The sequence below is a fragment of the Streptomyces sp. NPDC058691 genome (assembly GCF_042714775.1).
GTDB lineage: Bacteria > Actinomycetota > Actinomycetes > Streptomycetales > Streptomycetaceae > Actinacidiphila.
The window spans coordinates 1-14713 of the sequence record NZ_JBHXSO010000075.1 but is presented as its reverse complement, the minus strand read 5'-3'; the positions used below and the strand labels follow the sequence as shown (position 1 = coordinate 14713).

12 protein-coding genes are annotated in these 14713 nt (G+C 71.3%); 5 read left to right on the top strand and 7 right to left on the bottom strand.

Annotation, left to right across the window (positions count from 1 at the left end):
• Positions 1 to 141 precede the first annotated feature (141 nt).
• Both ACFWVC_RS34635 and ACFWVC_RS34630 read left to right on the top strand, forming a co-directional pair.
• Positions 142 to 2505, top strand: coding sequence for a glycoside hydrolase N-terminal domain-containing protein (locus ACFWVC_RS34635; protein ID WP_384296757.1), 2364 nt, complete (start codon positions 142 to 144; stop codon positions 2503 to 2505).
• A 357-nt stretch (positions 2506 to 2862) separates the two neighbouring features.
• Complete coding sequence (locus tag ACFWVC_RS34630; RefSeq protein WP_384296756.1) at positions 2863 to 3933, top strand: CapA family protein; 1071 nt, start codon at positions 2863 to 2865, stop codon at positions 3931 to 3933.
• Positions 3934 to 4009: 76 nt separating this feature from the next.
• On the opposite strand, the gene ACFWVC_RS34625 is transcribed toward ACFWVC_RS34630, so the two are convergent.
• Positions 4010 to 4792 carry a DUF899 domain-containing protein gene (locus ACFWVC_RS34625; protein WP_384296755.1) on the bottom strand — a complete coding sequence of 261 codons (783 nt, stop codon included), beginning with the start codon at positions 4790 to 4792 and terminating at the stop codon, positions 4010 to 4012.
• 267 nt (positions 4793 to 5059) lie between these two features.
• Between ACFWVC_RS34625 and ACFWVC_RS34620 the strand changes: the two genes are divergently transcribed.
• Positions 5060 to 5977, top strand: coding sequence for a DUF6891 domain-containing protein (locus ACFWVC_RS34620; RefSeq protein WP_384296754.1), 918 nt, complete (start codon positions 5060 to 5062; stop codon positions 5975 to 5977).
• A gap of 765 nt (positions 5978 to 6742) precedes the next feature.
• On the opposite strand, the gene ACFWVC_RS34615 is transcribed toward ACFWVC_RS34620, so the two are convergent.
• Positions 6743 to 7189: a nitroreductase family deazaflavin-dependent oxidoreductase gene (locus ACFWVC_RS34615; RefSeq protein ID WP_384296753.1), complete on the bottom strand. Its 447-nt coding sequence runs from the start codon at positions 7187 to 7189 to the stop codon at positions 6743 to 6745.
• Positions 7190 to 7447: 258 nt separating this feature from the next.
• Between ACFWVC_RS34615 and ACFWVC_RS34610 the strand changes: the two genes are divergently transcribed.
• Positions 7448 to 8308 (top strand): LLM class F420-dependent oxidoreductase, encoded by an 861-nt coding sequence (locus ACFWVC_RS34610; protein ID WP_384296752.1) that lies wholly within the window; start codon positions 7448 to 7450, stop codon positions 8306 to 8308.
• A gap of 42 nt (positions 8309 to 8350) precedes the next feature.
• Here the strand turns inward: ACFWVC_RS34610 and ACFWVC_RS34605 are convergent, their stop codons facing one another.
• The gene (locus tag ACFWVC_RS34605; RefSeq protein WP_384296751.1) at positions 8351 to 9379 is read right to left on the bottom strand and encodes a hemolysin family protein; all 1029 of its coding nucleotides are present in this window, start codon (positions 9377 to 9379) and stop codon (positions 8351 to 8353) included.
• Positions 9376 to 10677, bottom strand: coding sequence for a hemolysin family protein (locus ACFWVC_RS34600; RefSeq protein WP_384296750.1), 1302 nt, complete (start codon positions 10675 to 10677; stop codon positions 9376 to 9378). Before ACFWVC_RS34600 ends, ACFWVC_RS34605 begins: the two co-directional genes overlap by 4 nt.
• Before the next feature lie 289 nt (positions 10678 to 10966).
• On the opposite strand from ACFWVC_RS34600, the gene ACFWVC_RS34595 reads away from it, so the two are divergent.
• On the top strand, positions 10967 to 11998 hold the full coding sequence (locus tag ACFWVC_RS34595) for a sporulation protein (protein WP_384296749.1): 1032 nt from the start codon (positions 10967 to 10969) through the stop codon (positions 11996 to 11998).
• Positions 11999 to 12074: 76 nt separating this feature from the next.
• On the opposite strand, the gene ACFWVC_RS34590 is transcribed toward ACFWVC_RS34595, so the two are convergent.
• The 3 genes from ACFWVC_RS34590 to ACFWVC_RS34580 all read right to left on the bottom strand — a co-directional run bounded on the left by ACFWVC_RS34590 (position 12075) and on the right by ACFWVC_RS34580 (position 14495).
• Positions 12075 to 12338, bottom strand: coding sequence for a GlsB/YeaQ/YmgE family stress response membrane protein (locus ACFWVC_RS34590; RefSeq protein WP_384296770.1), 264 nt, complete (start codon positions 12336 to 12338; stop codon positions 12075 to 12077).
• Positions 12339 to 12477: 139 nt separating this feature from the next.
• Positions 12478 to 13137: a hemerythrin domain-containing protein gene (locus ACFWVC_RS34585; RefSeq protein ID WP_384296748.1), complete on the bottom strand. Its 660-nt coding sequence runs from the start codon at positions 13135 to 13137 to the stop codon at positions 12478 to 12480.
• 101 nt (positions 13138 to 13238) lie between these two features.
• Complete coding sequence (locus ACFWVC_RS34580) at positions 13239 to 14495, bottom strand: ammonium transporter (RefSeq protein WP_384296747.1); 1257 nt, start codon at positions 14493 to 14495, stop codon at positions 13239 to 13241.
• Between the last annotated feature and the right edge of the window lie 218 nt (positions 14496 to 14713).

The window sequence follows — 14713 nt, the reverse complement described above, 5'->3', positions numbered from 1 at the left end:
GGACTAAATGGGCACAAGCCCAGCCACGGCCAGCAGAAAGGTCGGGTTAATTCAGTACCAGGCGTTGACGTGCCCGAGACAAGTTGATTATTTATGAATACTTCTTGTGGGCTCCTGCAACCCTGGAAAGGACCCCTTGCCGTGTCCGCTTCCTCCCGCCGTGACTTCCTCCGCCTCGCCGGCGTCACCAGCGGAGGTATCGCCCTGTCGGGCGGCCTCGCCCCGTTCACCGCACATGCCGCTCCCGCCCGCCCGTCCAGCGTCGACATCGTCCCCGACGGTCAGGCCACGACGATCTGGTACCGCACGCCGGCCAACGAGGCCCGCGTCATCCAGGAGGCGCTGCCTGTCGGCAACGGCCGGCTGGGGGCGCTCGTCGGTTGCGACCCGGCGGACGACTTCGTCTATCTGACCGACGGCGCGTTCTGGACCGGCGGCGCCAACGACACCCTGACCGACGACGGTCAACTCCCCTACGGCCCGGACGACTTCGGCAGCTTCGGCCTGCTGGCCAAGCTCCGGATCGCGCTGCCCGGCCACTCCGGCGCCGCGGTGGGCAAGTACCGTCGTCAGCTCGACCTGAGCAACGGCGTGGTCTCGGCGACGTACCAGCGTGAAGGCCACCTCCACCGCCGCGAGGTCTACGCCAGCCACCCGGACGACGTGGTCGTCATCCGGCTCAGCGGGGGGCCGCACACCGGTACCGTCTCGCTGGCCGGCACCCACGGCGAGACCACCGCGGGCGGAGGTGCACAGCTCTCGTTCGACGGGACGCTGAAGAACGGCCTGCGCTATGCCGCGGCTGTGACCGTGGTCAGCTCCACGGGCCGGATCAGCGTGGACGGCGACAAGCTGTCCTTCGCCGGCTGCCGTGAGCTGTTGATCGTCGCGTGCGGCGGCACCGACTACTCCCCCGACGCCGCGAAGAACTTCCGCGAGCCGGCCACCGATCCCCTCGCCGTGGCCCGCGCCAAGGTCACGGCCGCGGCGAAGGTGTCCGGCAATGTGCTGCTGAAGACCCACGTCGCCGACTACCAGCGGCTCTACAACCGGTTCACCATCGACCTGGGTGACTCGTCGGCGCTGCAACGCTCCCTGGACTCGTGGTCACGCATCGCCGTCAGGTACACCGACACCTCCACGCCGGACCCGGAACTGGAGGCCGCCTACGTCCAGTACGGCCGCTACCTGACCATCACGGGCTCCCGCGACTGGCTGCCGATGAACCTGCAGGGCATCTGGGTGCACAACAACAACCCGGACTGGTACGCGGACTACCACACCGACATCAACGTCCAGATGAACTACTGGCTGGCCGACCCGGCCGGCCTGGGCGAGAACTCGTACGCCCTCGCCAGATACTGCGTGTCCCAACTGCCGGTCTGGACCGACGTCACCAAGCGGCTGTACAACAACGACCGCAACCGGTTCCGCAACAGCACCGGGAAGATCGCCGGCTGGGCGGTCGCGTTCTCCACCAACATCCACGGCGGCAGCGGCTGGGTCTGGCACCCCTCCGGCAACGCCTGGCTGTGCAACTCGCTGTGGCGGCACTACGAGTACAGCCAGGATCGCGCATACCTGGAACTGATCTACCCCGTCCTCAAGGGAGCGGCGGAGTTCTGGCAGGCGCGCCTGATCAGCACCACCGTCACCGACCCGGACGGGGCATCGCACGACGTCCTGGTCGACGACACCTCCTGGTCGCCGGAGCACGGCCCGGACGGGAAGGGCAACACCTACGGGCAGGAACTGGCGTGGGAGCTCTTCGAAGAGTTCAAGACCGCCTCCCGCGTACTGCACCGGGACACCGATCTCGCCGCCGAGCTGGACGCGATGCAGGCCAAGCTCTATCTGCCCCGGGTCAGCCCGAAGACGGGCTGGCTCGAGGAGTGGATGAGCCCCGACAACCTCGGCGAGGTCACCCACCGGCACCTGTCCCCGCTGATCGGCTTCTACCCCGGCGACCGGATCGCCGCCGACACCAGCCCGCCCGCGCTGCTCGACGGGGTCCGTGCGCTGCTCACCGCGCGCGGAATGGACAGTTTCGGCTGGGCGTGCGCGTGGCGGTCACTGTGCTGGTCCCGGCTGAAGGACGCGGAGAAGGCCTACCAGCTCTATCTGACGGTCCTGCGGCCGTCCATCAGCAACGGCAACGGCACCTCGGCCAACTGGTTCGACATGTACAGCCAGGGCAGCTACACGATCTTCCAGATCGACGCGAACCTGGGCGGTGCCACCGCCGCGCTGGAGATGATCCTCTACTCACGGCCGGGCGTCATCGAGCTGCTGCCCGCCCTTCCCCACGCCTGGGCGGCCAAGGGTTCGGTGACCGGCGTCGGCGCCCGCGGTGGCTTCGAGGTCGACTTGTCCTGGCGCAACGGCAAGGTGACCGAGGCGACCGTTCGCAGCACCGGTGGAACGGCAACCGAGCTGCGCGCCGGCGACTTCCGCAAGCGACTCACCCTCAAGCCCGGCAAGTCCGTGACCGTACGGATCCCGTAGCGCCGCTGCGAGGGGTGTGCTCCAGGTGCCTGGAGCACACCCCTTTCGCGGGTGCGTCAAGGCAGGCGCGGCCCTCGTTCCCGGGAGTCGTTGCCGTTTCGCAACCACCTGCGCTCATGGCGGTCTCATTCCGATCACAGGCTGGGCGTCCTGTCCATCCATGAGAGCAGGCCCACCTCGTGACGTCCGGCACCGGCCCCGCGGTCCACGCCGCGGCACTGCGGAGGCCGCCCGGGCCGACCGCAATGGCCCGATCGATCGTACGGTTGTCCGATGCATGAACCGCACTCGCGCCATGCGGCCCCCCGCGGCCGGCGGCGGCGCCGCAGACACATCGCAACAGCCGCGGTGGCCGTCGTGGCAGCCGCGGCGACCGCGTACCTGGTGTCGGGGCACGACGGTGCTCCCGCCGACGCCGCTGCCCCGGCGCGCACCAAGGCGTCGGCACCGGCCCGCCCCTCCACAGCCCCCGCCCGCCCCCGCGAACCCGCCGGCACGGTCACCCTCGCCTTCGCCGGTGACGTCCACTTCACGCAACGCACCGCGGCACGGCTGGGGGTCGACCCCGCCCTCGGGCCGCTGTCCCCGGTGCTGTCGGCCGCCGACTTCGCCATGGTCAACCTGGAGTCGGCGATCACCACCCGCGGGACACCCGAGCCGAAGCTGTACCACTTCAGGACACCGCCGCAGGCACTGGACGCACTGCGCCGCTCGGGCATCGACGCGGTCACCATGGCCAACAACCACGCGGTCGACTACGGCCCCCAGGGTCTGGCCGACACCATCGCCGCCGCGCACGCAGCACCGATTCCCGTCGTGGGCATCGGCGCGAACGACACCGAGGCCTACCGGCCGTACGTCACCAAGGTCAACGGCGTCCGCCTCGCCGTGCTCGCCGCGAGTCAGATCCAGGACCTCACCAACGCCGAATTCCCTGCGGGTCCTGAACGACCGGGAATCGCCTCGGCCCTGGACCGGCCGCGGCTGGTGAGCGCGGTCCGCGCCGCGCGGGCGCGGGCCGACGTCGTCGTGGTCTACCTGCACTGGGGCACCGAAGGACAGAGTTGTCCCGGACCCGAGCAGCGGTCCATCGCCGCCGACTTGTCCGCCGCCGGCGCCACGGCCGTGGTCGGCACCCATGCCCACGTCATGCTCGGCTCCGGCATGCTCGGGCCGACCTACGTCGCCTACGGCCTCGGCAACTTCCTCTGGTACGGCTCCTCCCCGTACCCCCACTCCGACGAGACCGGCGTGACCACCCTCACCGTGACACATGGCACGGTCACCGCGGCAGCCTTCACCCCCGCGCTCGTGGACGGACACGGCGTACCGGAACCGCAGACCGGCACGGCGGCGCAGCGCATCGGCGCCCGCTACAAGCAGTTGCGGCAGTGCACGGGACTGACCCCGGCACCCCGGTCGTCGTGACCAGGGAGCCGGCGTCACTCCCTGCTCGGAGGCGACCGCGGAACCCGCTCAGTGGATCTCTTCTGCCCCCACGCGTTCAGTGGTGGTGACCGAGCCGGCCGAGGGTCTCCACGGGGGTCGCACCGGGCCGGGCCCACTGCGGCACTGGGCGGCTCGTCGGGCCCCAAGTGGCCTTCCCGTCCGCGTCCGAGCGCCAGGTCCAGCACGCGTTGTGCCCCTCGGGCCAGCCCTCGGGGTTGTCCTCCCAGGCCTCGCCGCGGCCGTAGGGCGTCATGTCGAGCAGGCCGAGTGACCCGTTGACCCTCTCGTTGCCACGGCCCGTCGTGGAGTACGTGAGGAACACGCGGTCGCCGTCGCGCAGGAAACAGGTGAGGTAACCCATGGGACCGCCGACCGGAGCGTCCACGTCGCGCACCGAGTACCAGGGCTGGGTGTAGCCCATGAACTCGACGTAGGCCGCCACCTCGTCCCAGCGGCCCGTGGTCAGGACGGCGAACGAGACGCCGCGGGCGTCGAGGTAGACGGCGTCCTTCAGGTGCCAGGCCGTGGTGGTGCAGCCCTCGCACTGTCCCTGGTGCGGCGCGCCGTCGTGCCACATGTGCTTGTAGACCACGAGCTCGTCGCGTCCCTGGAACAGTTCCAGGAACGGCAGCGGGCCGTCGGCTCCGACGACCTCGACCGTCCCGTCGAGCTCCACCATCGGCAGCCTGCGGCGGGCCGCGGCGATGGCATCGCCCTCGCGGGTATGGGCCTTCTCGCGGACCAGCAGCTCGTCGCGCGCTGCCTGCCAGGTGGCCAGGTCAACGACGGGCGGGCGGCCGGGAAGCGCGGTGGCCGGGCCGCTCGGCATGGTCGTCATGGTGTCCTCCGTGGTGTCTCGTGCGGGCAGCGTCCTACGACGCTCATCGGAACAGACTCGCGACCCGGTCGAAACTCATCGCGGCGCCGACAGCCTCGGCCGAACGTGCGCGGACCGCGGCGGAAGCCCTTGTGAGGTTGGCGGGATCGTCGGCGGGCCGCTCGAGGGTGATGCGGGCCTCGGCCCCGCGCTGCCCGGCGGTGGAGGCGGTCGCGTGAACAGGCCTGCGTACCCCCGAATGCGCCCGGCTCGTGCCAGGGTTGGCGCATGCTTCCCATTACCGTGGTCCGGGAGAACGGCAGCCGGCACGTCCGGGTCTCCGCACGCGAACTCGCGGATCTGATCGGCGGGATCGGGGCCGAGGGCAATCTGTTCCTGATCGTCCAGCGCATACCCGACCTCCCCGACGTCTTCATCCAGGTGTGGCACCGCTTCGGGGAGGGCTGTGTGCTGGAGCACCGTGACGGCGGTCATGACCGCCACTTCCAGGTGCTCCTGGACACGCCGGAACCCGCGGTGGCCGCGATGACCGGCTGGGCCCGCCGGGAACAGGGCTGGGACGAGGGGTTCGCCTGGAAGAGGCTGAAACTCCGGGTGCCCAAGCGCGTACGCCCACTGAAGCTCGACGAGGACGAGCGCGCACGGCTGGAGGCACGCGTACGCGCGGCACTCGTCGGCGGGTACGCCACGCGGGCGGAGCTGGCGGAACTCGCGGAGGAGTGTCTCGTCTCCGGGAAGCGGCGGCCGGTCTCCCCCGAACAGGCGCGGCAACTGGCCGACCGGATGTGGCTGGAACGCGTGGAGGAACAGACCCGCTGGCCGGATGAGACCGACCCGGAACGGCTGACCCGGGCGTTCACGGCGCTGGAGGCGGCGGGCATCACGGCGCGGGAGAACTTCGCCTGCTGCCGCTCGTGCGGGGACTCCGAGATCCACGCGGCAGCCGCGCCGGGCGCCCGCGGATTCGTGTACTTCCACTCCCAGTGCACGGACTCTGCGGCGGCCGGGCGCGGACTGACGCTCCTCTACGGGGGTTTCGACGGCTCGCCGGAGACCGCGGCGGCGGTCGGACGCGAGGTCGTGGCGGCGCTCGAGGCGGCCGGGCTGCCGGCGGAGTGGGACGGCGACCCCGCCGAGGCCGTCACGGTGACCCCGCTGGACTGGCGCAAGCGGCTGGTGGGCTGAGGGCGGCAGGGCGGCAGGGCGGCAGCTCACGAGCCCTCCCAGCGGCCGGCGATGCGGCGACGCCACCAAGCCGCATCCGCGTTCAGGTCATCACGCGGACCGCGCCCACGGCGCCCTCGGCGTGTACGGCCGCGCCTGCGACCGGGCGTGGTCGCGGCGCGGCCGTGCACGTGGCCGGCTAGGTCCTGAAGGCGGGTCCGGAAGGGGATGCGTAGCGTGCACCGGCCGGGGGCCGGGTGTCGGTCGGCCGGGGTGCCGGTACGGGCTGCTCCCCTACGGGCTGGCACTGCGCGCACAGTTCGTGGTGGCCGAGGTCGGTGATGATGGTTCCCCATCCGCGACAGTGGGCGCAGTCGCGGGCCAGAGCGGGATCGGCGTGGGGAGCGGGGCTGGCCCCGTCGGTCATACGGCGCTTCCTCCGATGCGTCTCTTGTGTCGCCTTTGCATCATTTGTACGTGATCCGCACCACACCCGCCAAATACGTGTTCGACAGCTACGCGTCGATCCGCATCTGGTCGGCCGCGAGCGCAGCGCGGCGGCGCGGGAAGTCTGCCACGAACGACCGCCATTTGTCCGGGGTGTGGACGACCCCGTGCCGGCCGACGGCGCCACGGGCGGCCGGGACTGCGCCGGAAAGGGCTCGCGGCAGCGGTAGGAGAGGAAGGGCTGACGGGGCGGAGCCGTCGCGCGGGTCCCGAACGACCTGTGGCCGCCCGCCCGGGTCCGGGCAGACGGCCACTACGGTACGTGCCGGGGCGCGCGCCTCAGTGAGGCTTCGTCGCCGGCTCCAGGACGAAGACCGGGATCTCGCGGTCGGTCTTCGTCTGGTAATCCGCGTAGTCGGGCCACGCCTCGATCGCGCGCTCCCACCACTGCGCCTTCTCCTGGCCCGTGACCTCTCGTGCCGTCATGTCCTGACGCACCGGTCCGTCCTGGAGCTCGACCCGGGAGTCGGCCACCAGGTTGTGGTACCACACGGGGTGCTTCGGGGCGCCGCCCTGGGACGCGACGACGGCGTAGTCTCCGTCGTGCTCCACGCGCATCAGCGGGGTCTTGCGGATCTTGCCGGACTTCACGCCGAGTGTCGTCAGGATGATCACGGGCCTGCCGCGCAGCGTGGTCCCCTCGGCACCGTCGGAACCCTCGTACAGCTCGACCTGATCGCGGACCCACTGCTCCGGGCTCGGCTGGTACTCACCCACCAAAGGCACGCCGTCCTCCATTCTCCGTCTGTCGCTGTCCACGTGTGTCGCTGCCGACCCCAACATCATCAGCCACCTCGCGCATTCCCGGTCGACCCAGCCGCCACACACCGGTCGTGCCGCCGGTCAGCCGGACGGCGGCAGCGCGCGCCAGACCCGCAGGCGGCATGACGGGGACATCCGGGTGCCGGGCGGAGCGGCGGAGCCCGTACCGGGCACGCGGGCGGCACCATCAGGGCAGAACCCCGTACAGAAGGAGAGAACGCCATGGAACTCGGGCTGCACATCGCCGACTTCACGATGACGGGCGGCGCCCCCGCCCTCGGCCCCGCCCTCGCCCGGTACGCCAGGGACGCGGAGGCGGCCGGCGTCACCCGCATCACCGTGATGGACCACTTCTGGCAGCTCGGCGGCGACCTCGGCCCCTACGAGAACGAGATGCTGGAGGCCTACACCGTCCTGGGCTTCCTGGCCGCCCACACCGAGCGGGTCCTGCTGCACACCTTGGTGACCGGCGTCGTCTACCACGAACCCGCCGTCCTGGCGAAGAAGGTCACCACCCTCGACGTGCTCTCCGGCGGCAGGGGCGCCCTCGGTATCGGCGCGGCCTGGAACGCGGACGAGTCCAAGGGCCTCGGCATCCCCTTCCCCGACACCAAGGAACGCTTCGAGCGCCTGGAGGAGACCCTCAAGATCTGCCTGCAGATGTGGTCGGGCGACGAGGCACCGTACGCGGGCACGCACTACACGCTCGACCGCCCCCTCAACTCCCCCCAGAGCCTGTCCCGGCCGCACCCCTACCTGATGATCGGCGGATCCGGGGAGAAGAAGACGCTGCGCCTGGTCGCCCGGTACGCCGACGCCTGCAACATCTTCGCGGGACCCGAGGCCGCCCGGAAACTGGAGGTCCTCAAGGAGCACTGCGCCGCGGTCGGCCGCGACTACGACGACATCGAGAAGACCACCACTTTCGCGGTCGGCCCTGACACCACCCCCGACGACCTGACCGTACAGGCGCAGGCCATGGCCGAACTCGGCTTCACCGCGGCGTACGTCTACAGTCAGCAGATCCGCGAGCCCGCCCGCGTCATCGACCTCCTGGCGGCGGTGGTCCCGCGGATCGCATAGCCGGTGACGTCGGCGACCCGGCGCACGCCCGCCCGCCCCGGCTCAGGCCGCCGGGGCCGGGGCGTCGGGGCCGACCAGTTCCTCGAGGACGTCCTCCATGGTCACGTAGCCGAGGAGGGTGCCGTCCACGTCGGTCACGGCGGCGAGGTGCGTGCCGGCCGCGCGCAGGGCGGTGAGCGTGTCGTCCAGCGGCGTGGTGGACCGCAACCGGATGACGGGCCGGATCGCGGCACGGGGGAAGGGGCGGTCGCGGTCGGTGACGCCGAGGGTGTCCTTGATGTGCAGGAAGCCCAGCACGTCCGCGTCGGGCCCGGTGACCGGGAGCCGTGAGTAGCCGGAGGCGGCCGCCAGCCGTTCCAGGCCGTCCGGGGTGACCCGCGCGTCGACGGTCACCATGCGGTCGGCGGGGACGAGGATGTCGCCGACCGGCCGCGTGCCGAGTTCCAGGGCGTCGCGCAGCCGTTCGGTGCCGGAGGCGTCGAGCAGCCCGGCGGCGTTGGAGTCCTGCACCAGACGCGCGAGTTCGTCGTCGGTGAAGGCGGCGGTGACCTCGTTGCGCGGCTCGACGCGCAGCAGCCGCAGCAACGTGTTGGCGAAGGCGTTGATCCCGAAGATCACCGGACGCAGTGCACGGGTCAGGCCGATCAGCGGCGGCCCGAGGAGCAGCGCGGCGCGTTCGGGGGCGGCCAGGGCGATGTTCTTCGGGACCATCTCGCCGAAGAGCATGTGCAGGTACGTGGCCGCGGCCAAGGCGATCACGAACGCGATCGGATGGACGAGCCCGTGCGGGACGTGCGCGGCGTCGAAGCCGGGCTCCAGCAGATGGGCGATGGCCGGCTCCGCGACCGCGCCCAGCACCAGCGAGGAGACGGTGATGCCGAGCTGCGCCGTGGCCAGGAGCGCGGACAGGTGCTCCAGGCCCCAGACGACGGTGCGGGCCCGCTTGTCACCGGCCTCGGCAAGCGGCTCGACCTGGCTGCGCCGCACCGAGATGAGGGCGAACTCACCGCCCACGAAGAAGGCGTTCGTCAGCAGGGTCAGGGCGCCGATGGCGAGTTGCAGTACGGTCATCGCACGTCCTCCGGAATGCGCGTGACACGGACCCGCTCCGCCACGTGGTGGTCGACGCTCAGCACGCTGATGCGCCAGCCGTCGACCTCGGTCTGGTCGCCGCGGGCGGGTATGCGGCCGAGCGAGGTGGCCATGAGACCGGCGACGGTCTCGTACGGGCCTTCGGCGACGGTCAGGCCGATCTCGGCGAGCTGGTCGATGCGGACGTTGCCGTCGGCCTCCCACCCGCCGTCGCCGGACGGCGCCAGATCGGGGCATTCCTGGGGGTCGTGCTCGTCGCGGACGTCGCCGACGACCTCCTCCACGACGTCCTCCACGGTGACGACGCCCGCGGTGCCGCCGTACTCGTCGATGACCACGGCCATGGTGCGGCGGCTGCGCAGGCGTTCCAGGAGGCGGTCGACGGGCAGGCTGTCGGGCACCAGCAGCGGCGCGGTGGCCAGTGCGGTGACGGGGGTGCGGTCGCGCGCGGCGGCCGGGAGGGCCAGGACGTCCCGGATGTGCACGGTGCCGACGACCTCGTCGAGGCTGTCCCGGTAGACCGGGAAGCGGGACAGGCCGGTGGCCAGGGTGAGGTTCGCGGCGTCGGCGGCGGTGGCGTGGGCCTCCAGGGCCCGTACGTCCACGCGCGGGGTCATGACGTTCTCCGCGGTCAGCCGGCTCAGGTGCAGGGTGCGCACGAACAGCTCCGCGGAGTCGGGCTCCAGCAGTCCCGCGGCCGCCGAGTGGCGGGCCAGTGCCATGAGCTCGTCGGGGGTGCGGGCGGAGGCGAGTTCCTCCGCGGGTTCGAGGCCGAAGCGGCGGACGATGCGGTTCGCCGCCTCGTTGAGGTGCCGGATGAACGGGCCGAAGACCGTGGTGAAGCCGCGCTGCGGGCCGGCCACGGCCTTCGCGACGGGCAGCGGGCGGGAGATCGCCCAGTTCTTGGGTACGAGTTCGCCGATCACCATCAGGACGACCGTGGACAGGCCCACGCCGAGCACGGTCGCCAGCGAGGAGGCGGCACCTTCGGGCAGGCCCACGGCCCGCAGCGGGCCGGTCAGCAGGACGGCGAGGGACGGCTCGGCGAGCATGCCGATGATCAGCGACGTCACGGTGATGCCCAGCTGCGCGCCGGACAGTTGCAGCGTCAGCCGGCGCACCGCCTTCAGGGCACCGCCGGCGCCGCGCTCGCCCGCGGCCGCGGCCCGCTCCAGCTCGCCGCGCTCGACCGTGGTCAGCGAGAACTCCGCCGCGACGAAAACCGCGCACGCCAGAGTCAGCCCCAGCGCCGCCAGCAGAAGGAGGACTTCGGTCACCGTGTCACCCCCGCTCCCACACCTCGGCGGATCTCAGGGGGGATGACACGGTCGGTACTGGGAGGGTGGTCCATCGCGGGAACCGCGGCTCCTTCTCGTGCTCGTAACGGTGACGTCTCCCCCAGCGTAAAGGACCGGCAAAGGTGCCCGGAAGGGGCTGCTCCGGTGCCGGCCGCCCGGTGCCGGTCACCCGTTCGCCCCGCCTGGGAACTCCCCGGGCCCGCAGCGCAGTTCAGCATGCGGCCCGCAGGGGGCCGACGGAACCACTCAAGAAGGAGTGAACGCCGCGATGGTGTTCAAACGGCTGCTCGGGGCGCTCGGCGTGGGCGGACCCTCGGTCGACACGGTCCTCACCGGGGGCCCGGTCCTGCCCGGCGGGACCTTGTACGGACAGGTCCACGTGGAGGGCGGCGACGCGGACGCCGACATCCACGCCGTCGTCCTCGAACTGGTCGCGCGGGTGGAGGCCGAGGGCGGGCACGGGTACGAGGACGGGGAGCACGAGGGTGTCGTCGTCTTCGAGCGCGTCGCGGTCGGCGGAGGCTTCCGCCTGGCGGCCGGCGCGCGGCACACCGTGCCGTTCTCCGTCGCCGTGCCGTGGGAGACGCCCGTCACCGAGTTGCACGGGCAGCCCCTCGGCATCGCCCTCGGCGTCCGCACCGAACTGGAGGTGGCAGGCGCCCGCGACAAGGGCGACCTCGACGCGCTGAGCGTCGCTCCGCTCCCCGCGCAGGAGGCGATCCTGGAGGCACTCGGGCAGCTCGGCTTCGGCTTCACGTCCGCGGACCTGGAATTGGGCCGCATCCACGGCACGGGCCAACAACTGCCGTTCTACCAGGAGATCGAACTCGTGCCCCCGGCGAGGTACGCCCATGCCATCAGCCAGATCGAGCTGACCTTCCTCGCCCAACCGGCCGGCGTCGAGATCGTCCTGGAGGCGGACAAGCGCGGCGGCCTCTTCTCCGAGGGGCACGACCAGGTCAACCGTTTCCTCGTCGACCACGACAGTGTGTCCCGCGTCGACTGGACCGCCGAGGTCGACTCATGGATCCAGGGCCTGGCCGACCATCACGGCGGCTTCGGCTCCCCCCTGGCGTACGGCCACGGTCATGGCCACGACCGCGGACACCACGACGACCACCACCACGGGTCCGGCATGGGCGTGGGCACCGCCGTCGCCGCGGGCGCCGCCGGCCTGGCGGCCGGAGCGGTCGGCGGCTACCTGGTCTCCGAGGCGATCGACGAGTTCTTCGACGACGAGAGCGACGCAGACGACGGGGACGGCGGGGATGAGGACAGCGGGGACGACGACGAGTCCTGAACCCGGCGGCGCGTGAGAGACGACGAGGCCCGGGCCGTACGGCCCGGGCCTCGGTGCGCGGTGTCCGCGAACGGGGTCAGCGATGCGCCTTCGCACGGTCCAGGGCGGCGACGCCCACCGCGGCCAGGGCGATCTGGATGAGCCACTCGATCCAGTCGACGCCCTTGGTGTCCGCGACGCCCACGCCCGCCGCGATGGCCGAGCCGATCAGCGCCGCGACGATACCGATCAGAATGGTCCAGATCACGCCGATGTGCTGGCGTCCCGGGACCAGCAGACGTCCCAGAATGCCGATGATCACGCCGATGATGATGGCACTGATGATGCCCGAGATCTCCATGGCCGCCTCCCTGTGAACAAGCTCGTCGCCCGTCATGTGCCCCCGATCTCCCCCCGCATGCCGACCACTTCCGGCGAGCCGGACCCGGGCGACGCGGCGTTACGCGCGCCCGGACCCCGACGCCCCGGACGGGCCCGCGTCAGCCGATGACGCGCGGCGGGGTGGCGGTGCCGTGCACCCGCTTGGCATGCCTGGCGTACAGCCGCGGCGCGAGGAACGGCATGATCAGCCGCGCGGGCCCCGGGGCCTCGGCGAGGACCGCCTTGATCACTTCGGGGTCGCCCTCGTACATCGCCATGCCGAAGGCGAGCGGGAGTGCCTTCTTCGGCATCTCGCCCGTGCCGTGCTCACCGAGCTGCCGCCACTCGGCCGCGGTGACGTACTTCTCGGCCAGCGGGAGGATCCGCCGCTCCTCCATCGTCATGTGCTCCAGCAGCGCGGCCAGCAGCCGGTCGAACACCTCGGCGAGCTCGTGCCCGCCGCGCGCGGCGGAACGCCACTCCGGCAGCAGCCGCATCGCCTGGGCGTGGGCGGCCTCGATGGCGTGGTGCTGCTCCTCCATCACCGGCACGATGGCCTCGGCCTCCTCCCCGCCCCGCTCGTGGAGCAGCGGCCAGAGGATCACGTCCTCGCCCTCGTGGTGGAAGTGCAGCATCCCGCAGAGGAGCTCGGCGTGTGCGCCCACGACTTCCGAACGCTTGGTGTCGTACGGTGCCACGTCCCGCACGAGCTGCGGGAGCAGGCCGAATTCACGGCGGAGCATGGTGTGCGCCATGTACATGTCTCGCACATCGGCCATGGGTTCGTCGGTGGTCGGATTCACTGATTCCTCGTTCGGTGGTCGCGGGCCGCTGCCTGCGGTGCCGGCATCGGCCATCGGGCATCGGGGCGGGCGATCGCTCAGTGCGCGGATGTGGCCGGTGAGGCCAGTTGGAGTTCCTTGACGGTGGCGAAGTCGTAGGCGGTCTCCGCGTGGACGACCTGGTCGAGGCCGGTGACCTCGTGGTCGCGGGCGACGCGGAAGCCGACGGTGAGGTCGATGGCCTTGGCCAGCAGCCAGGACATCACCAGGGAGTAGGCGGCCACGGCGAAGGCGCCGACGGCCTGCTTGCCCAACTGCCCGAAGCCCTCACCGGCCACGAGCCCGTCGGTGGTGTCGAAGACGCCGATGAGCAGCGTGCCGGCGAGGCCGCCGACGGCGTGGACGCCGACCACGTCGAGGGAGTCGTCGTAGCCGAAGCGGTCCTTCAGCCCCACGGCCCAGGCGCAGACGACACCGGCGATCACGCCGATGGCGATGGCGCCCCAGGTGTTCACCGCGGCACAGGCCGGGGTGATGGCGACCAGACCCGCGACCGCGCCGGACGCCGCGCCGAGCGAGGTGAAGCTGCCGCTGCGCAGGCGTTCCCAGGCGAGCCAGCCCATCATGGCCGCGCCGGTGGCGACCTGTGTGTTGAGGAAGGCGATGCTGGCGGTGCCGTTGGCGGCCAGGGCCGAGCCGGCGTTGAAGCCGAACCAGCCGAACCACAGCAGGCCCGAGCCGAGCATCACCAGCGGCAGGCTGTGCGGGCGCATCGGCTCCTTCTTGAACCCGACGCGCTTGCCCAGGACCAGGAGCGCGCCCAGCGCGGCCATGCCGGCGTTGATGTGCACGGCCGTGCCGCCCGCGAAGTCCTTCACGCCGAGCTTGAAGATCCAGCCGTCGGCCTGCCAGACCCAGTGGGCGACGGGGAAGTACACCAGGGTCACCCAGAGCACGATGAACAGCATCCAGGCGCCGAACTTGGCGCGGTCCGCGATCGCGCCGCTGATGAGGGCCGGGGTGATGACGGCGAACATCAACTGGAAGGCGGCGAAGGCGAACACCGGGATGGTGCCGGTCAGGCTGGTGCCCGTGATGCCCTTCATTCCGGCGACACCGAGGTCGCCGACCAGGCCGGCGCCGGCGTCGTCGCCGAAGGCGAGCGAGTAGCCGTACGCCACCCACAGCACGCTGACGATGCCCAGGCTGACGAAGCTCATCAGCAGCATGTTCAGCACGCTCTTGACCCGGACCATGCCTCCGTAGAAGAAGGCCAGGCCGGGCGTCATCAGCATGACCAGTGCCGCGCTGATGAGGACGAACGAGGTGTCGCCCGCGTCGAAGCCCTTCGGCATCGAACTCTCTCCGAATCTGTGAAGCCCGCCGCGGTGCGGCGGAGTTGAACGGGGTGTGCCGCCGGGAGGCGGGCCGGTGCGCCTGCTGCGGAGTCGGGCGCACCGGTTCGTCATGGCCGGTCGTCAGACGAGGTCGGCCTTTTCCAGGGCGGTGCAGCAGGTGTCGACGATGAGGCGGGTGACGGTGTAGGGGTCGACGTTGGCGTTGGGGCGCCGGT